A 19,990-nucleotide genomic window follows, 5' to 3' on the forward strand; every position below is an offset into this window, starting at 1 on the left:
TTTCGCTAATTAGAGTAATAATATTATGGCACTTTCCATCAATGCTCCATCATCAATGCCGACCAATATCGATTCAGGTAGTAGCCTCAAAGTTGCTGTAATTGCAAAAGATCAGCAAAAAATTGAAGGTGAAATGGCCCTTCAATTAATTGAAGCCGCGCTGCCACCACCGGTTGGTAACTCAGGCCATAACATTAATATCAAAGCCTAAAGCTGTTACTGCTGAGTTGAGCTGTTGGATTAAGCTCATGCTCGATTAAGCTAAATTAGCCAGATAGGTTATGATTTATTTTTAAGCACCTTTAAAAATAGGATTGTCTATCATGGCTATAAGAGCATTACTGTTATTGCTGAGTTACTGCGCGAGCACTCAGGCCATTGCACTGAGTGATCATGAGGTATTAGCTAATACTCAAGCCACTGAAGCTGATAAGTTAGCGCCTGCTTTTGATTGCCAGCAAGCAAGTGGCGAAGTGGAGCAGCTTATTTGCCAAGATAGTCAATTGGCACAGCTTGATATACAGCTCTATCAAGTGTTCAAAAAGTCAATTTCCCAGCTAGGCGCAGATGCTGATTTAGATGTAGATGCATTAGCGCAACTTAAAGCTTTTCAGCGAGGCTGGATAAAAGGCCGTAATGAGTGTTGGAAGGCTGACGATATTAAACAGTGCGTGATTTACGCCTATACTTCACGGCTAACCGAATTACAGATCGCCGCTGCGGTATTTGACGTACCTAAGGCGGTACAATATCAATGTGATCCCCCATCGAACAACAATCTGATGAGTATTAGGGTTTATTTTTATAACCAAACTGCGATACCTGCAGCAATATTGAACCTAAGCTTAGCTCCAACTGCTGATCCAATTGCAGATTCAAGAGCTGTCACGGTAGCGCAGCAAAATCCGCTATTAACATTACTGACGCTAAGTGCATCTGGGGCGAAATACCAAGGGCAGAATGTTAGTTTCTGGACTCACCAGCAACAAGCCGTGCTAAGCCAATTTGGGCAAGCGGATATAGATTGCCGAGTAAAATAGGGTAAAAGTCCAATAAAAAAACCATGCTAAAAAGCATGGTTTATTGTTTACTAACGCTAAGCGCTAAGTACTAAGCGCTAGCGGTTTAGATTAGTTTAAAATGCTGTAGCCGCGATTTGCCATGCAGTTACGCACTACTGTTTCTTTCTCTGCTTCGTAATTGGCTTCATTGGCTCTTCTATCTTTCGCGCCACCTAGCAAGCCTACAGCAACACCAATACCAGCGCCGGTTTTAGCACCATGTGAACCACTACCACCAGCAATGGCACTGCCCGCTGCGCCTACTGCCGCACCTTTAAGGCCACTACTAATGGCACCACGAGATTCAGTATTTTTATGAACTTGCTGTGACATTTCTTGGCATTGATATTGATCGAAAACAAAATCTTTTTCATTCACGCCCGTTTTATCATAAATAATATTCGCGCTAGCTGAAAATGCTAAAAAAGAAAGCGAAACCAGTAATAATTTTTTCATATAAACCTCAAGCGATAATCAACTTATGGACGTATCCTACCTAAAGCATAATGTAAAAACGGAATATCGCATTTTTAAAATGGAATAATGCTAATTTACTACTGGCTAACTAAAACTTAACTTTCAGAAGTTAAGCTAATTTACTGCTTTCATAGCTATGACACATTTGCTGCGCTTGCAGCTCATCGTATTCGCGTAAACCGCTTAACACTAGGGTTTTGATACCTGAGCCTATGACTTTACCTGCGCTTTTTAAGGCAAACTGCAAGGTCACATCACCGCGTTTGCCATTGATTTGCATATCCTGCTCAACCAATTCAAGGCTCATATCAGTGAAATCGAAAGTATCTAATTGAAAAGACATACTTTCATAAATAACCAAAGGTCTGGCTGGGTTAATCATCATGCCGTACTGTTTCATCATCGGCACGAGTACATGAATAAAATTAAGCCCAGAAAACGCCACATAACTTTTGATGAATGCCGCTTTTTGTACATCACATTGACAAAGCGCCCCTTCACGTTCGATATGCAGGTATTCTTTGCCTTTGTTGTCACAAATACTAAATTGTTCACCGGCTTGCTGATCCAGAATTAACTCAACGCCATCACCGACCATGCCAGCAAACTTAAACTTCATTTTTTTGCTCAAGCCGAACTCTGTGAGCACTAAAGCAAACAGTAAGTCACCAGGAACACAGAAGCGTTTAGCGCCAACATTATGAATAGGATTAAAGTCTTCAGCGACGTGCTTGGCGAAATTGCTCGCTTGCAAAGCAGAAATAAACACACTTTGGTCTTGCTTAGCGTAATAAGGTGACAAAAACATATACATCCATTCTTATTCGTTAAAGATATCCATCTCTTATTGAGTTGGGTTTATTGTGAATCGAGTTTACAGCAAAAATTCACATAAACTCAGCCGATGACTTAATCGCTGTCACGACTGCAGCACTATGCTCTTACCTCACTATTTGTGAAGCGAACCACATCATACTAATCCAACTCCAACATTTGAGTTAACATTATTAACTCAAATGTTGATTTTAGTAATTAATTAAGTAAACTCCATCACAATACGGATACAAATGATAACAATTACCATTTTTATTATATTTGCAATTCGCCTTTGGAGATTTACATGACTCAACACAGCCTTCGAATTAGTCTTTTAGCCACTGCCCTATTCAGCGCTTTTTCAGCATCTGCTGCCGATACAGATCCTGCAACCAATGCCACCATGGAGCAAATCTCAATTTTTGGCAGTGCCAATCCGGTTAATAATGTTCCCGGTAGTGCTCATGTTATCGGTGACGCTGAAATTGAAAACTTCAAATACACCGACATTATGCGCACCCTAGCGTCTGTGCCTGGGGTGTATCTGCAAGAAGAAGATGGTTATGGCTTACGTCCAAATATTGGTATGCGTGGCACGGGTCAAAATCGTTCTGAAAAAATCACCATTATGGAAGACGGAGTATTAGCGGCGCCTGCGCCTTATGCTTCTCCTGCGGCTTACTACTTTCCAACCTCTGGTAGAATGCAAACCGTTGAGATCATGAAAGGCGGCTCGACCCTTAAATACGGCCCTCGCACCACTGGTGGTATTATCAATATGCTTTCTCGTCAAATCCCAGTGGAAGAACTGGCTGGCGGTATTGATGTGGCCGCAGGACAAGACGGCTTTGCTAAAGTACATGCCCATGCAGGCGGTCAAGGCGAACGCGTTGGCGCGGTAGCAGAAATTTACCGTTATCAAGCTGATGGCTTTCGCGACATTAATGGTGTTGGTGGTGATACTGGTTTTGTGAAAAACGATGCCTTAGCGAAAATCAGTATTGATAGTAGCGACGATGCCAAGTATCAGCAACGCCTTGAATTAAAATTAAAGTACTCAGATGAAGTGTCTAACGAAACTTACATGGGTTTAACTGAAGATGATTATAACGCTTCACCTTATATGCGTTACTCTGCCTCTCAAAAAGATGAAATGAGCACTGATCACAAGCAAATTCAGTTAAACCATATCATCGACTTTAGCTCGACTGTATCACTTGCGACCACGGCTTATTACAACAACTTCCACCGCAACTGGTATAAAACCAATAAAGTGGCGGGTCAAAGTTTAAGTAGCGGTGGTATTGAAGCTGCGGCTGATTTTGATCGCGATCCTGCTTCAGCAGCTGCGATTGATGTTGAAGTGAAAGCCAATAACCGTGACTACCTATCCCAAGGTATTCAAACTGAGCTAAATTGGCTAGTGGGCGACCATGACTTAGCCATTGGCGCTCGTTACCATGAAGATGAAATGGATCGCTTCCAGTGGGTTGATACCTATGAGTTAGGCGCTAACCAAGTGATGTCGCTGACTAATAGCGGCACTCCTGGTTCTGATTCAAACCGTATTGATAGTGCTGAAGCGTTTGCTTTTTATGTTCAAGATAAGATGACCTTCGGTGATTTAGCCATTACTGCCGGTCTACGTTATGAAGATGTCACCACCCAGCGTCGTGATTGGGGTAAAACTAACGTCGGCCGTGAAGGCGCACCAGATAAAGATATCAGCAACAGCTTTGATGTGGTTTTACCTTCAGTTGCAGCAACTTACCAAATAACCGATAACTTAATTGTGCTCGCAGGCATTCAGCAAGGTTTTGCCCCTAGCGCCCCCGGTAATGATGACGGTAAAGAAGAAAAAAGCTGGAACTATGAAGCAGGTGTTCGTTACAACACTGGTGCATTAAACTCTGAAGCTATCGCCTTTTACAGTGATTACAGCAATATGCATGGTAACTGCACCGCGGCTCAAGGTTGTGATGATGACAATATCGGTAATCAATACAATGCTGGTGAAGTTGAAGTCAGTGGCATTGAACTAAGTTTAGGTTATGAATTTAATCAAACAGGCGAGATTAGTTTCCCGGTAAAAATGGCTTACACCTTCAGCAATGCTGAATTCCAAAACGCATTCATCTCTGACTTTGAGTCATGGGGCGACGTTGAAAAAGGTGATGAACTGCCTTATTTACCTGATAACCAACTGTTCTTATCTGCAGGCGTTCAAGCACAAGCATGGCAAGTCACTATTGCAGGTCGTTATACCTCTGATATGCGCACCGTCGCCGATCAAGGTGGTATCCCTGCAGAAGAATTAATTGCCAATAAAACCGTTGTGGATTTATCGGCTCGTTACTTCATTAATGATGCATCTGAAGTCTACTTAACCGTTGATAACTTATTGGATGAAACCTATATGACCACCCGCATTCATGGTTCTATCTTTGCTGGTAAGCCGCAAACGGCAACACTCGGTTATCACTATAAGTTTTAATCGCTTAGGTTAAGATTTAGCTAAGCTTTAGTTAAGCGATATAAACTTAAGCCAAAGGTAAGCTCGCTAAATACCGACACAATAAAAATGGCTACTCAAACGAGTAGCCATTTTTTATTCTGCCTAATTAATCATTAAGATTATAAAGCTGACTCAGCTGAGTGTTAATTGATGATTTTTTGCCACCAAGACAAGGGCTCACCACAGTTTGCAGCAGGCTTGTAGCTGTCACGTGTGGCAGGCAGCGCCATCACATTGTCACAATCGGCTTGTTTTGCCACGCCAGTGTCTTTATCAAAATAACCTTGGGTTATGCCATCTGCCGGCGTCATTCTTAAACCTAACGGCGGACGCTGCTTTAAAAATGCTTGGTACACTGCCATTGCGCCGCTTGAGCCATATAAACCCGTTTTACTGTTATCGTCTTGACCAACCCAAATAGCTGCCACGTTACGCTCATCAAAGCCTGCAAACCAAGAGTCACGACTATCATTACTGGTGCCGGTTTTACCCGCTAGAGCTACATTAGGGAATGCTTGACCCAAGCGTTTAGCAGTGCCGGTTTTGACCACTTGATTCATCGCATATTGCACCAAGAAATCGGTTGCAGGATCCATTCCTTGAACGGCACTTTCACGCGTTACCTTCAATGGTTGATTATTAGTATCAAGCACCGCAGTTATTGATGTTAATGGTCGATAACGGCCATTATTGGCAATGGTTTGATAAGCCTGCGCCACCATATAAGGTGAGCCATTAATGGCCCCTAACAACATTGATGGATAGCGAGGTATAGCATCGGACCAACCCGCATTAGCCATGGTTTTAGCGACATTATCAACGCCTAATTCAATACCAATATTCACCGTTGGTACATTCATTGAGTTTTTAAATGCATCTAATAATGGCACCTGTTGACGGAATTTTCGATCCACATTTTGTGGCGACCAGGTTTTACCTTGACCATTTTGTAAGGTGATCGGTTTGTCAGCTATTGGGGTCGCCAAATTATATTTACTGCCTTGTTGCAATGCAGTGGCATACACAAATGGTTTCACTAACGAGCCAATCGGGCGGCGAATTTCCACTGCGCGGTTAAAGCCGTCAAAGCTTGGCACTCTATCCCCTACCATGGCGGCAATGCCATCGGTGTATTTGTCAGTTACCACCATCCCTACTTGCACGTTTTTAGTGCGTTCATCCAGTGACTTCATGGTGCTAACGACTGCTTTTTCGGCGGCATCTTGAGCCATAGGATCTAAGGTGGTGTATACCTTGACCCCTGATTGCTGCAGTAAGCTATCACCATAACGCGTTCGTAACTCTTGTTTTACCACCGCAAAGAAAGCTGGCAGTTTTTGATGTACTGATTTATTAAAATCACGCAGCCCGAGTGGTGATTCTACCGCCGCTTTGTATTGCTCAACGGTTAAGCGATCATCTTCCATCAGTAATCGCAGCACCAAGTCGCGGCGATTTTGCGCCCGCTCAGGTGAGCGCCAAGGGTTGTAGTATGATGGCCCTTTAATGGCGGCAATTAAAAAGGCTTGTTGGGATACTGTTAGCTCCGCGATAGGACGGCCGAAGTAAAACTGCGACGCCAAGCCCATACCATGAACGCCACGCGCCTTGTCTTGCCCCATATACACTTCATTTAAATAAGCCTCGAGTATCTCTTCTTTGCTGTATCGAAAATCAATGATGATTGCCATTAAGGCTTCACGGATTTTACGCACAATTGAGCGCTCACTGGTTAAAAAGAAGTTTTTGGCTAATTGCTGAGTTAAGGTTGAACCACCTTGAACTGTGCGCCCGGCGGTCACATTGACGATAGCGGCGCGGAGAATGGCAAATGGATTAACCCCATGATGCTGATAAAAACTGCGATCTTCGACCAAAATCAGGGCATCGACAATAGCTTGGGGCATTTCTGTGGTAGGCACAAATAATCGGTCTTCAGCGCCAGAAGCCAAAATGCGATCCAGCAATACTGGCTCTAAATGAAATACTGCTAATTGACGCTTATCACTCATGCGCTGCACTGAGTTGACCCCTTGAGAGTCAAATGAAATCATCACCCGCTGAGCTGCTTGATCGCCTTCTGGGTGTAAAAATGGTCGACGCCAAAGCTCAATTTTACTACTGGATGCTGAAAACTCGCCCACTTGACGAGGGTTGGCCACTTTACGATAGCCAAGCAGTTTTAGCTCCGCCATTAGCTGCGGATGGTTTATGGCTGCGCCGGGATAAATGGCCATTGAACGGCTAAACACTTGTGCGGGTAAGTGAAATTTTTGCCCTTCAAATTTACGGGCAATAATTTGATCTAAATAGATGCCGTAAGAGCTCACCACCACGATGCCAATCAAGCCGAGTTTCCAGCCGATTGACCACAGTTTTTTCCACATTGACGGCTTAGCTTTAGCAACGACCCTTTTTACTCTAGGCTTTTTAGTCGCCGCTTTTTTGCTGGCGTTTTTTTTCGTCGCAGCAGTTTTGGTCGCTGGCGTTTTAGGCGCTGCTGTTTTAGGAACCGATTGCTTTTCTGCAGGCTTTTTCGCTACATTTTTTTTAGGCGCTTGAGGAGCCATCATCTTTGTCGTTTCTGTCATCTTTTTTTAATTCTTTATCGCCATTAGCAATTTAAGCCTGGCGTCTTCTTTTTAGTAAATTTAGTGGCGGTTGTATTAACCGGATCGTCAGGCCATAAATGGCGGGGATAACGGCCACGCATTTCTTTTTTTACTTCAATATATGGGCCTTGCCAAAAACTGGCTAAATCTGCGGTTACAGCAATAGGTCGCTGGGCTGGCGACAATAATTCCATGGTGACAGTGAGCTTACCATGAAGTAATAGCGGACTTTGTGATAAACCTAAAGCCTCTTGCAGGCGTACTTTTAATAGCGCTCTACCGCTGACGGCCTTATTGCTGTCGGCGGCATCATTTTCCATGCTTTGCTTATCACTATCGCTGCCATCGGCTTCACTTTCTACGGCCTGAGCAGCGACCACTTGATACTCAATCGGTGCTCGGGTGCCGGTAGCCATTTGCCAATGAGTGGGAAGCAATTCATTCAATGTTTGCTGTTGCTGCCATGTCAGCAGATTTTTCACATGGCCAAAGGTATCAAGTTTTTGTAATTTGGCAATGGAATTCACCTCAGCTAAATATGGCGCTAACCACCGCTCTAAGCTTGCTAGCAAGCTGGCATCATCAAGGTTTGGCCAATCATGTTGCGGCGCAAATTGCTGGGCTAACTTCAGTCGATATTGTAATTGCAAAAAACTTTCGCCCAAATCCAGCACAGTTAAGCCTTTCGCGCGGATGTGACTCAATAACGCTTGCTGGATTAATTTATTATCTACCTGAGTTTCTTGAGCGCGCTGTATAATAACCTCACCCACTCGGGTTTGCTTTTCAGCAAAAAAGCGCCCTTTGATTTCATCCCACTGACAAATTTTAACCTCATGGGTTAAAAATTTAAGCTCTTGCTGGAAGTGCTCAGGGTTGATTGCCGCAGCAAGATAGACTCGTCCTGCATTGCGGCCTTGGGTTTCTTGAAAATCGGCCACCACTAACCAAGCTTGATTAGCCATAGCATCTTCAGCATCAATAGTAACCCCTGTGCCGTTACTGAGGGCAAAACCTAGTTTACCGCGGGCTTTGGCAATTCTGTCGGGGTATGCCAGCGCCAATAATAAACTAATATCACGACTGGCGGCGTCGCGAGCCACTTGCTTGATATCGCCTTTAGCAGATAGCGCCCGCTGCCATTTATTGACTTGGGTTGCCATTTGTCCTTGGGTCGCTAAACCCAGGTACTGACTGATATCAGCGCCTTTTTTAGGTAAGCCTCGTGCTTCGAGTATCGCAGCAAGTAAACATGCCAGTAACACTAAGTCGGCCTGTTGCTGGGATTTAGCAAGGGCTTGCGAAGTCAGCAACATGTGCGCTAAACGCGGGTGACAACCTAGCTCATAGGCCGCTTGGCCTTGAGCGGTGATTTTATGTTGCTCATCCACCAGCTCAAGCTTGGCGAGTAATTGCCACGCCACCTGTTGATGAATCGCTGGCGGCTTGGTTAATAGCGGTAAGGACTCAATATCACTCACGCCCCAATAGGCACAATCAAACGCCATTGACGTCAGCTCGCTTTGGGTGATTTCAGGCGCATCAGCCACCATCATTCGACTTTGTTCTTCTTGGCCCCACAATCTCACGCAGCAGCCTTTTTGTAAGCGCCCTGCACGGCCTGCACGCTGAATACTCGAGGCTTGGCTTATACGCCTTAACGATAATCGACTAACACCTGTGCGTGGGTTAAAGCTTGCCTCACGCTTATACCCACTGTCTATCACAATAGTGATGCCATCGATGGTTAAGCTCGACTCAGCAACATTAGTGGCAATGACGATTTTACGTTTGCCACTAGGGGCGGGAGAAATGGCTTTATCTTGCTCAGCAGGAGATAAATCACCGTATAAGGGACACAGTAAAAATTCATTTGGGTCTAGTCGCTGACTTAATAATCGCTGCAGTTGATTAATTTCCCCTTTGCCGGGTAAAAACACCAACACCGAGCCATGTTGGTAGTCGCTTGGGACTGTGTTGCTACTGCTGACACTGTCGATAACCACTTGGCTTAAATGACTTAGCCACTGCACTTGCCCCATTACCGGTCGGTAAAGCGTTTCAACATCAAAGCTTCGACCTTGGCTTACTAATGTGGCAGCGTCAGGCATTAATTGGCTTAAGGGTAAGCCCGATAGGGTTGCCGACATGGCAATAATTTTAAGATCTTCGCGCAGCGAGTCTTGCACTTCTAGCGCCAGCGCTAAACCCAGATCTGTGGGTAAATGACGCTCATGGATTTCATCGAAAATAATGACCTCTATGCCTTCAAGCTCTGGGTCTTGCTGGATCATCCGCGTTAAAATACCCTCTGTGACAATTTCTAAGCGGGTATTAGCCCCGACTCGGCTCTCACCTCTGACCCGATAGCCCACTCGCTCACCGACTTTTTCCCCTAGGGATTTAGCAATAAATTGCGCCACACTGCGAGCAGCAACCCGCCTTGGTTCCAGCATGAGGATTTTGCCGCTAATTTGCGGCCACTGCAGCATTGCCAGAGGTAGTGCGGTGGATTTACCGGCACCCGTGGGCGCTTCGAGGATAATTTGCGAATGATCGCCCAGCGCCTGTTGTAATGGCGCAAATAAGGCTTGAATAGGTAATGAGCTCAAAGGAGATACTTTAACGGCGAAAATCTGGCTTCAGTTTACTCATAAACGATTATTGATGCTACGGCTCTATGCAGATCGAAGCGGGGGCAGATTAAAGCATATGCAAATCGAAGCATGCACACATTGACAATTAACGACTGAAACGAAAAAGCTAATCGCCTATAAATCGATTAACCACGGCGTTCTGATCCCTGAGGATAAATCCTGCAAGCGGGTAGGTTTTCCAATCGCGTAGCCTTGGCCATAGCTAACACCAAGCTGTTTTAATTGCCGCCCAATGTCAGCGCTTTCAACAAATTCGCCTATCACTTCAAAGTCCATATCTTTACCCAGCTGGCAAATAGCCGAGACAATGGCTTTATCACTGCGGTCGTCACAGACATTAACCACAAACTGACCGTCAATTTTGACATAGTCCACATCTAAGCATTTCAAATAAGCAAAACTTGAAAAGCCCGATCCGAAATCGTCCAAAGCCAGCTTGCAACCTAAAGGTTTTAATAGCTCAATCAAGGTGGTGGCCTGTTCGAGTTGACTAATAGCGGCGGTTTCGGTGATTTCAAAACACAACTTAGACACCAGTTCAGGCTCAACCATCAAGCGTATTTCTAACCAGTCCATAAACTTGCTATCGGATAATGACAGCGCTGACAAATTTAGCGACACCATTGATAATTGCGACCAAATTTCGCTATTGCGTGCGCCCCACTTTAAAAGGTTGTCGATAACCCAGCTATCAATTTTTGATGCTAGGTTATAGCGCTCTGCTGCAGGTAAAAACACCCCTGGTGATACAAAACGGCCATCCTCTTGCACCATGCGCAATAAGATTTCCATGTGAATGCCACGCTCGTCAGAATTTAGCGGTTCTATGAGTTGATAAAATAATTCAAACTGATTAAGCGCCAGTGCCGAGACGATATCAACGGAGGCCAGCATTTGATTATATAAATGATGTACTTGGGGATCGTTTTTACTGTAAAAATGCCAGCGATTACGGCCATCTTCTTTGGCGATACGACACGCCGCATCTGCCTGACTCATAATGCGGTAAATGTCTTCTGACTTCGCATCCAGTTGAGTCATACCCATACTAACGCCAATATTATGGCTGACTTCGCCCCAAATAAATTCATGTTCGGATAATTGCTGGCAAATGCGGTTGCCCACTTGCTCGGCTGACTCTTTATCCGCTTGGAACATTAAAATGCCAAATTCATCGCCGCCTAAACGGGCAACGACATCGCCATGACGCAGTAAGTAGCTCAGACGCTTAGACACCTGACGTAACAATTCATCCCCAGCTTGATGACCACTGATATCATTAACCACTTGAAATTGATCAAGATCCATAAAGGCAACACACACAGGCAAGCGATCTTTATGCTCAATTAATTCTTCAAGCATTGCCTCAAACTGTAACCGATTCGGCAGACCTGTGAGCGGATCATAGTTGGATTGAAATGACAGCTCATCGGCTAAACGATAGCGTTCTGACACATCTTCAATCATCATCAATAATTGCTGCTCTATGTCTAATGCGCGGCAAAAGCTAAGTTTATACCAGTGAGTCACACCCGCTTTAACCAGTGGAACTTCACACCATGACTGATGCAGTGCTCCATCTCTGACAATGTGTAGGCAATCATCCAACAATATGTGGTCATCTGCATTGATTAATGAATATAAACTTTGATTACTGATTGACGGAAAAATTTGGCTAGCCACTTGATTTTGACTGCTAATACAGTTGTCCTTATCAATGAGCGAACAGGCTACCGGCAGTTGCTGAAAAAGCTCAAGGTATTGGGCTTCTTTGTTTGTTAATAATTGCGATACGCGAGCCAGCTCAGCTTCAGATGCCAGCTTTAGGCTAGCCTCGTTAAGCTTTGTCATAGGACAATTGACACCATCCGAGGCCTCAAGTTGCCAATTTAATTGATATTTTAGTGGTAAAAAAATCAACCTGGTATTGCCTATTTGCACCGCTTCACTCAAAGAGAGTGAAAACACCTCGGACCGTGACTGAACAAAATCAGTTATTTGACGCTGCAAAAGACTTGTTGTGGCATTGATATCAGCACTATCTTGTGCGAGTAATTGTTCACATAAATCAGGCAAGGCAGCGAGTGATTGGCCTATTAGTGCGTTATTAGGTTGGCGCTGAAGATGCTGTTGAAATTGATCTTGATGCTGATAAGCTTGCAACGCCTTGACATGGTAAACTTTACCACTGGTTAGACTTTCAGTTGTTTGGGATAGTAAAACCACGATTTCATCGACGCCTAATTGCAGTTGCAATGCATCAATCTCAGCCATAACCTTATCACAGCACAGGTAGTGATTTAATTCAGCAGACTGCGGGCTAGCCCATACTGATTTCAGTTCACTATTGCTCATTCAATGACTCATTCATTCGCAGCATTTTTGCTGTCATTATACAGTATCCCTCTAAACGGAGCTTCACTGGTCTTGCTGTTAATTTACCTAACCGTAAACTGTTGCCGTCGATTAAGCTAACATGTCTTTGACGATAAACGTCATAATAATAAAAAATAATGCTAACAACAGATAAGGATCAATGGCGTTAAGGAGACCCATGACTAAAAATCACCATAAACGTTGTTTTATTGCCATTGCATTATCAGAGTCAAACCGCACTCAATTGAGCCAATATCAGCAGCAATTAATGCCGCATCTGAGTATACAGGTTAGCGCCGTTAAGCGGGAGAATTTACATCTAACCGCTGCATTTTTAGGCAAAATTAGTTCTGATCAGATGCTGCAGATTGATCGGTATATCACCGAGCAGCATTTCAGCGCTTTTGAACAACCACTGCAACAACTTGCTTACTGGCCTAAAGCGAAAGTCTTGTGCATTCAGGGTGATGCCGAAAAAGCGTTGGCGCATATTGCCCACAGCTTAAAATTAATGACATCACACTTAAACCTTTATCAAACTCAGCATGAATTTAGACCCCATATCAGCTTATTTAGAGCTGTGTCAGAGCCTGCAGCCCTTATAGATAAGTTACCTGCACTCACTGAAGCTATAAACACAAAAGCCCGCCATTTAACCCTCTATGAATCCATTAGCAGTACTCAAGGGCTTATATATAAACCACTGCAACAGTGGCCTTTACAGCCATAACGAAAAAAAGCTGCCTAGGCAGCTTTCGTTTCTCGAATCTATAGCTAAAACCTGAAGAGTTATAGGCTTTATCGCTCTAACATTGCCGCGATGGTCAATACTCCATGAGCTGTTGCGCCAGCGCTCCATAATGGCGTAGCCGATGATGCATATGCACCAGCTAAATCCATGTGCAACCAGTTAACTTCTGGGCTCACAAAGCGCCATAAGAAGCCTGCTGCATTTGACGCGCCGCCTGCACCGCCGCCTTTCATTGCGCGGCTATTGGCGGTATCTGCATAAGGTGAAGGGCACATATCTTTATGCCAAGTATCCAATGGCAGTGGCCAGACATTTTCAGCAACAGTGGCCGCTTTTTGTTGTGCTAATTGCAAGGTTTCCATTTGCGGTGAAAATATCGCATTGTAATTATTGCCCACAGCCATAATCGCCGCACCTGTCAGTGTTGCCGCATCAATAATTAATTCTGCTCCAGTATCTGATGCTGCTTGCAGCCCGTCAGCTAACACTAAACGCCCTTCAGCATCGGTGTTAACCACTTCAACGGTAACGCCATTTTTATAAGTTAAGATGTCACCTAACTTGTAAGCATGGCCACTGATGAGGTTTTCGGCGCAACACAGAAACAATTTAACCCGCTTATTCAGACCGGCTTTCATGGCTAGACCCAGCGCTGCTGTCACTGTTGCCGCGCCGCCCATATCGCATTTCATATCCAGCATGCCTTCTGAAGGCTTAATGCTGTAACCGCCAGAGTCAAAGGTAATGCCCTTGCCCACAAGAGCGGTGGATACTTTGGCATCGGCTGCGAGTGGATTAAAATCAAGCACTAGCATCGCTGGCGGACGCTCACTGCCACGGCCAACCGCATGTAAACCAATCCATTGTTTTTCGAGTAATTCTTGGCCTTCAAAAATATCAAAACTGACCTTGTCGCCACCAATGTCTTTGAGCCAGTTTGCTGCGTGCTCGGCAAGAATAACCGGAGACAATTCTTCAGGGGTTTCGTTAACTAATTTGCGCGCGAAACTTGCCGCTTCAAAGCGATGAGATAAAGTGGCTTGAGTGCTCACGTCACCACACCAGAGTACTTCAAATGGGCCTTTGGCCGTGGTAAAACCTTGAGAAAAAGCCCATTGCGAATCAAGGCTCCATAACTCACCGTCAAGCTGCACCTTGCTAATACCCTGACTACGAATTTTTCTAGCCGCCATTTGTACTTGACGTAATTCATCTGCTGCAGATAAATGGATCAACGCTTGATGGCCTTGAAAGCTCACATCTGCTTTACCCCAAAGGCTCTGTGGCGCTTCTTGTGTTAGGGTAATGGTCATTATTTCCATTGTAATTTCCTTGTTATGCTTGCGTTGTAACTTAGGTAGCCAATAAGCTAATTGTACTGTAAATATTTAAATGAACGTGACTAATTCTCGGGCATTTAGTAAAAATAATTGTTAACAAATAATTTTAGGAGCATTCTTTTTTAATGGACTTTAGCCCTCCCTTACAACAAGGCACTTTACTGAGGCGCTACAAGCGTTTTCTGGCCGACGTGCAACTTGATGATGGCAGTGAGATAACCATTCACTGCCCTAATACCGGTTCGATGAAAAACTGTTTATTTCCAGGTGAAACCGTTTGGTTCTCCACTTCGGATAACCCAAAAAGAAAGTACCCCAACACTTGGGAACTCAGCGCTACTCCAGAAAACCACTTAATAGGTATAAATACCGGCCGCGCTAATGCATTAGCTGAAGAAGCGATTATTAATGGGGTGATCACTGAGCTTGGCGGGTATGAAACACTAAAAAGAGAAGTTAAGTATGGCGAAGAAAATAGTCGTATAGACATCTTACTCAGTGATGAAACCAAGCCACCATGTTACGTTGAAGTAAAGAGCTGTACATTATTAGAGCAAACAGTAGGCTATTTTCCTGACTCAGTTACCACTCGTGGACAAAAGCATTTGCGTGAGTTAATACATATGGCTAGTCTAGGTTACAGAGCGGTGTTACTGTTTGTAGTACAGCACAATGGCATTAACCTTGTTCAAGCTGCAGCGCATATCGACCCACAATATGCTCAATTATTGAAACAATCAGTTAACAGTGGTGTTGAAGTGCTAGCATATCAAACCGAACTTTCAGCGCTATCAAGTAAGATAACCCATAGGTGCAAAGTCATTGTTTAGTTCAAAAAAGTATAACTTACTAATCAAATAATTTGCCACGCTGTGGTGTTTCTGCTATAGATAGCGGCCATAAATTTTAGACGCACATAAAATCACTAATTATTACAGGAGATGCGTTATGCCTGAAGGCACCAAAAAACTTGGCGTACTCGCTATCGCAGGTGTAGAACCTTACCAGGAGAAAGCTGGCGAGGAGTATATGGGTGAAGAGCAACGCTCTCATTTTAAGATCATCTTAGACGCTTGGCGTAATCAGTTACGCGAAGAAGTTGATCGCACCTTGAACCATATGCAAGATGAAGCTGCTAATTTTCCAGATCCTGTTGACCGTGCAGCTCAAGAAGAAGAATTTAGCTTAGAGCTTCGAGCACGCGACAGAGAACGTAAGCTGATCAAGAAAATTGAAAAAACACTACAAAAAATTGAAGAAGACGATTTCGGTTTCTGTGATTCATGTGGTGTTGAAATCGGTATTCGCCGTTTAGAAGCACGTCCAACAGCTGATCAATGTATCGATTGTAAGACGCTTGCAGAAATAAAAGAAAGACAAATGGCTGGCTAATATAGCCCATACATTTGTCACACAGCAAAACTGCTAGCTTGCTATTTATGAGGCGGGGCAGTATTGATACCAAAAGGCGAGATTATTCTCGCCTTTTGTATTTTTTGATTTTTACTTTTAGGATTAACAGAACTTGTTTATCGGCTATGGCATAAAAGCAGTAACCTTTTATGTCGACACCAATAAATCGAGGCAAAAGCTATGTCGCTGAACTCATCCGCTTATATTGGTCGCTTTGCTCCGTCCCCATCTGGCCCGTTACATTTTGGCTCCCTTATTGCAGCCCTTGGCAGTTACCTGCGGGCAAAACAGCAACAGGGTAAATGGCTCGTCAGGATTGAAGATATAGATCCACCAAGAGAAGTGGCTGGTGCAAGCAGTGATATATTGACCACCTTAGAGGCTTATGGCCTGCATTGGGATGATACTGAGCTATTTCAAAGCCATCGGCTTGATATCTATCAGCAGCATATTGAGCAGCTCTTAAAAGAAGATCTTAGCTATTTTTGCCATTGCACTCGAAAAAGAATTCAACAAATGGGCGGCGTTTATGACAGCCGCTGTGGTCAGCTACGCCCTCGATTAACCCAAGGCGCCGTTCGTATCAGAAATAGCGCCCAGGTTGAACATTTTACTGATTTAGTGATGGGAAGTGTCACGGTAAAGCACAGCTTTGCGGCTGAAGACTTTATCATCAAACGCAGTGATGGCCTTTACGCCTATCAATTAGCTGTGGTGTTAGATGATGCCTTTCAACAGATCACTGAAATAGTCAGAGGCTGCGATCTACTGGAAACCAGCTGCCGCCAAATAAGCATGAATAATATTTTGGGCTTTAACTCCCCCAATTGGCTGCATCTACCTTTAGCCTGCACCAAGCCAGGGTTTAAATTATCAAAGCAAAATTATGCTAATGCCATTGATCGAAAACGTCCCCAAGCCAGCATCAATGCCGCATTGCGCTTTCTTGGGCAACAACAAGTTGATATTGATGATGTCGATGTCATGCTAAAACAGGCCGCAGAGCAATTTGCGATTAGCCAAATTCCACAACTATCTGAGATTCTGATTGAGCAGTGATATACTCATTCAGTAACATTTGGTATATCATAGCCGCCAGATTTTTAACCATTTAATAATGTCGTTCGAGGTGTATTATTTTTCGCCGTATAAGTCAATTCTGCAAACAGCTGTTTGAAGACAATAAAACCACTCCTGTCATTGAGCCACAAAGCCAAGATGACGGCCTGCGTTTGGACATTGTCACCAGAGATGCCCATACTATTTCTCGACGCCAAATAAGTGAAAATGCGTTAAAAGTACTCTATAGACTCAGTAAATCTGGCTATAAAGCGTACCTAGTTGGCGGTGGTGTTCGTGACATTCTATTAGGTATGGAGCCGAAAGATTTTGATGTGGTCACCAATGCGACCCCTGAAGAAATTAAAAAGCTCTTTAGAAACTCACGCTTAGTGGGCCGCAGATTTAGATTGGCACACATTGTTTTTGGCCGTGATGTTATCGAAGTCGCCACCTTCCGTGGTCATCACAATGAAAATGATGACAAAATTTCCAAATCCAATGCTGAAGGTCGTCTACTTCGTGACAATGTCTACGGTGAAATAGATGAAGACGCTGAACGTCGCGACTTTACTATTAACGCCCTGTATTACGACATTAGCGACTACTCTATCCACAGCTACGGCGGTGGTATTCATGATATCGATGCTAGAGTCATCAAGCTGATTGGCGATCCTGAAACTCGTTACCGTGAAGATCCGGTGCGGATGTTACGTGCGGTGCGCTTTGCTACCAAACTGGATATGACCATTGAGCCGGTAACGGCTGCGCCAATAAAAGAATTAGCGCCATTATTAAAAGATATCCCTGCAGCGCGTATGTACGAAGAAGTGCTAAAGTTATTTTTTGCTGGCAAAGCAGAAGCTAACTACAACATGATGCAAGATTTTGGTTTATTTGCGCCGCTATTTCCGCAAATTTCTGCGTTAATCAAAGAGCAACCCAGTGGCAATACCGCTAAAATGCTAACGGCAGTCATGGCCAGTACCGACTTACGCGTCAGCCAAGATAAACCGGTAACGCCCGCCTTCTTTTATGCGGCATTATTGTGGTATCCACTCAAGCAACGTGCTGATGATATTGCCTTAGAAAGTGGCTTAAGTCATTACGATGCTCATGTTGCCGCTATGGGTGATGTGATGGAGCAGCAATGTCGCACCATTAGCATTCCACGCCGCTTCAGTACTCCAGCAAAAGATATTTGGCAGCTACAATTGCGTCTAGAACGTAGCCAAGGCACCCGTGCCTTCAAATTATTAGAGCACCCTAAATTCCGCGCTGCTTATGATTTATTATTACTGCGCGGCGAAGCCGAAGCGGGCAATATTGGTAAAATTGCCAATTGGTGGCAGTCATTTGTTGAAGCCGATGAGCAACAACGTACTGATATCGCCAAAAGCGGTAACAAGAATGGCCCAAGCAGAAATCGTAACGCCCAGCAGCGTAAACGTAGACGCCCTAATAAGCCTAAGTCAGCTCCAAAGCCTGCTAATACTCAAGAATAACAATGAGTCATAAACCACTTAAGGTTCACACTAGGGCGACCAAAGCCGCTGAAAAGGCAACAAGGGTATTTGTTGCCCTTGGCGCTAACCTTGAAAACCCTGAACAGCAGCTAGATAATGCAGTTACTGCAATAAAAAGCTTAGGGCAAGATCATCATATAAAGGTCTCTCATTATTATCGCTCACGACCAATGGGCGAGGTAAAGCAACCTGACTATGTCAACGCAGTGGTTAGCTTTAGCACGACTCTGAGTCCTATAGCCTTACTTGATGCCCTTCAGGCCATTGAAAATGAGCAAGGTAGAGTGAGATATGTACGCTGGGGACCAAGAACATTAGATCTCGATATTTTATTATATGGCGAGCTAATGATTGATTTACCGAGATTAACAGTCCCCCATTACGGCATGAAACAACGCAGTTTTGTGCTAATACCACTGGCAGATATTGCTGCCGATTTAGTGCTACCATGTAACACTAAATTACAACACCTTATTACCACTGAAATGCGAGCTGAGTTAATTCAAATTTAACCCATTGTAATGGTAGCTCAGAGTGTATTTCCATTATTTGAATATGATTTCTTTGCAGAGTTTATTATGTCAAAAGTCACTAGCTCAACCCTGATAAAATTCAAACAAGAAGGTAAAAAATTTACCGCCCTTACCGCTTATGATGCCAGCTTTGCCGGCGCATTTGATAGCGAAGGTGTCGATGTGCTTCTTGTTGGCGACTCCTTAGGCATGGTGCTCCAAGGCCACAATGACACCTTACCTGTGACCGTTGATGACATTGCTTATCACACCGCCAGCGTCAGCCGCGGTTGTAAACGCGCCCTACTTATCGCAGATATGCCTTTTATGAGTTACGCCACACCGGAACAAACCATGCGCAATGCCAGCACCCTAATGCAAGCAGGTGCAACCATGGTAAAAATGGAAGGTGGTGAATGGCTACTTGAAAGCGTTAAAATGCTCACTGAACGCGGTATTCCTGTCTGTGCTCACCTTGGGTTAACTCCGCAATCAGTACACGTATTTGGTGGCTTTAAAATTCAGGGCCGAGAAGAAGATAAAGCCCAACGTATGATTGATGATGCCAAAGCTTTAGAAGCCGCTGGCGCGCAATTATTAGTAGTTGAATGCATTCCAACTGCACTCGCGAAAAAAATCTCTGAAGCGCTTACCATACCGGTAATTGGTATTGGTGCAGGTCCTGATACTGATGGCCAAATTTTGGTCATGCATGATGTACTGGGGATCTCCAGTGGTTACATTCCAAAGTTTTCTAAAAACTACCTCAAGCAAACTGGCGAAATACGTGCGGCAATAAGAGCCTATATCGAAGAAGTTGCCAATGGCAGTTTCCCTGCTGATGAACACTCATTTAATTAATAGTGAACCAATTA

At 44.2% G+C, this 19,990-nt stretch carries 16 protein-coding genes; 10 read left to right on the forward strand and 6 right to left on the reverse strand.

What is annotated here, in order from left to right; translation table 11 throughout:
* Positions 1-25: 25 nt before the first annotated feature.
* Both AB4140_RS03685 and AB4140_RS03690 read left to right on the forward strand, forming a co-directional pair.
* The gene (locus AB4140_RS03685; protein WP_076543161.1) at positions 26-211 is read left to right on the forward strand and encodes a cytoplasmic protein; all 186 of its coding nucleotides are present in this window, start codon (positions 26-28) and stop codon (positions 209-211) included.
* Positions 212-323: 112 nt separating this feature from the next.
* Positions 324-1,040: an MliC family protein gene (locus AB4140_RS03690; protein WP_371999839.1), complete on the forward strand. Its 717-nt coding sequence runs from the start codon at positions 324-326 to the stop codon at positions 1,038-1,040.
* A 90-nt stretch (positions 1,041-1,130) separates the two neighbouring features.
* On the opposite strand, the gene AB4140_RS03695 is transcribed toward AB4140_RS03690, so the two are convergent.
* Together AB4140_RS03695 and AB4140_RS03700 are read right to left on the reverse strand one after the other, a co-directional pair.
* Positions 1,131-1,517 (reverse strand): RNA polymerase subunit sigma, encoded by a 387-nt coding sequence (locus tag AB4140_RS03695; RefSeq protein ID WP_076543163.1) that lies wholly within the window; start codon positions 1,515-1,517, stop codon positions 1,131-1,133.
* Positions 1,518-1,647: 130 nt separating this feature from the next.
* Positions 1,648-2,346, reverse strand: coding sequence for a DUF3581 domain-containing protein (locus AB4140_RS03700; protein ID WP_102435732.1), 699 nt, complete (start codon positions 2,344-2,346; stop codon positions 1,648-1,650).
* 312 nt (positions 2,347-2,658) lie between these two features.
* Here AB4140_RS03700 and AB4140_RS03705 point away from each other — a divergent pair, with 312 nt between their 5' ends.
* Complete coding sequence (locus tag AB4140_RS03705) at positions 2,659-4,848, forward strand: TonB-dependent receptor domain-containing protein (protein WP_303413357.1); 2,190 nt, start codon at positions 2,659-2,661, stop codon at positions 4,846-4,848.
* A 164-nt stretch (positions 4,849-5,012) separates the two neighbouring features.
* On the opposite strand, the gene mrcB is transcribed toward AB4140_RS03705, so the two are convergent.
* The 3 genes from mrcB to AB4140_RS03720 all read right to left on the reverse strand — a co-directional run bounded on the left by mrcB (position 5,013) and on the right by AB4140_RS03720 (position 12,493).
* Positions 5,013-7,256 carry a penicillin-binding protein 1B gene (gene mrcB / locus AB4140_RS03710; protein WP_371999904.1) on the reverse strand — a complete coding sequence of 748 codons (2,244 nt, stop codon included), beginning with the start codon at positions 7,254-7,256 and terminating at the stop codon, positions 5,013-5,015.
* Positions 7,257-7,483: 227 nt separating this feature from the next.
* Entirely contained in the window at positions 7,484-10,093 is a 2,610-nt protein-coding gene (gene hrpB / locus AB4140_RS03715; RefSeq protein WP_371999841.1) for an ATP-dependent helicase HrpB, read from the reverse strand.
* 159 nt (positions 10,094-10,252) lie between these two features.
* The gene (locus AB4140_RS03720) at positions 10,253-12,493 is read right to left on the reverse strand and encodes an EAL domain-containing protein (protein WP_371999843.1); all 2,241 of its coding nucleotides are present in this window, start codon (positions 12,491-12,493) and stop codon (positions 10,253-10,255) included.
* Positions 12,494-12,692: 199 nt separating this feature from the next.
* On the opposite strand from AB4140_RS03720, the gene thpR reads away from it, so the two are divergent.
* The gene (gene thpR, locus AB4140_RS03725; protein ID WP_157937388.1) at positions 12,693-13,244 is read left to right on the forward strand and encodes an RNA 2',3'-cyclic phosphodiesterase; all 552 of its coding nucleotides are present in this window, start codon (positions 12,693-12,695) and stop codon (positions 13,242-13,244) included.
* 68 nt (positions 13,245-13,312) lie between these two features.
* Here thpR and pepB read toward each other — a convergent pair whose 3' ends face one another.
* On the reverse strand, positions 13,313-14,587 hold the full coding sequence (gene pepB, locus AB4140_RS03730; protein WP_371999845.1) for an aminopeptidase PepB: 1,275 nt from the start codon (positions 14,585-14,587) through the stop codon (positions 13,313-13,315).
* 143 nt (positions 14,588-14,730) lie between these two features.
* Here pepB and sfsA point away from each other — a divergent pair, with 143 nt between their 5' ends.
* From sfsA to panB, 6 genes are all read left to right on the forward strand, one after another.
* The gene (sfsA, locus tag AB4140_RS03735) at positions 14,731-15,435 is read left to right on the forward strand and encodes a DNA/RNA nuclease SfsA (protein ID WP_371999847.1); all 705 of its coding nucleotides are present in this window, start codon (positions 14,731-14,733) and stop codon (positions 15,433-15,435) included.
* A gap of 118 nt (positions 15,436-15,553) precedes the next feature.
* Complete coding sequence (gene dksA / locus AB4140_RS03740) at positions 15,554-15,997, forward strand: RNA polymerase-binding protein DksA (protein WP_102435720.1); 444 nt, start codon at positions 15,554-15,556, stop codon at positions 15,995-15,997.
* Positions 15,998-16,198: 201 nt separating this feature from the next.
* Complete coding sequence (gluQRS, locus tag AB4140_RS03745; protein WP_371999850.1) at positions 16,199-17,077, forward strand: tRNA glutamyl-Q(34) synthetase GluQRS; 879 nt, start codon at positions 16,199-16,201, stop codon at positions 17,075-17,077.
* A gap of 167 nt (positions 17,078-17,244) precedes the next feature.
* Positions 17,245-18,582: a polynucleotide adenylyltransferase PcnB gene (locus tag AB4140_RS03750; RefSeq protein WP_371999906.1), complete on the forward strand. Its 1,338-nt coding sequence runs from the start codon at positions 17,245-17,247 to the stop codon at positions 18,580-18,582.
* Between the two features lie 2 nt (positions 18,583-18,584).
* On the forward strand, positions 18,585-19,115 hold the full coding sequence (gene folK / locus AB4140_RS03755) for a 2-amino-4-hydroxy-6-hydroxymethyldihydropteridine diphosphokinase (protein WP_371999851.1): 531 nt from the start codon (positions 18,585-18,587) through the stop codon (positions 19,113-19,115).
* 66 nt (positions 19,116-19,181) lie between these two features.
* Positions 19,182-19,976 carry a 3-methyl-2-oxobutanoate hydroxymethyltransferase gene (gene panB / locus AB4140_RS03760; RefSeq protein ID WP_102435750.1) on the forward strand — a complete coding sequence of 265 codons (795 nt, stop codon included), beginning with the start codon at positions 19,182-19,184 and terminating at the stop codon, positions 19,974-19,976.
* Positions 19,977-19,990 lie beyond the last annotated feature (14 nt).

Source organism: Shewanella sp. 10N.286.51.B2 (assembly GCF_041469265.1).
In the GTDB taxonomy this organism is placed as follows: domain Bacteria; phylum Pseudomonadota; class Gammaproteobacteria; order Enterobacterales; family Shewanellaceae; genus Shewanella.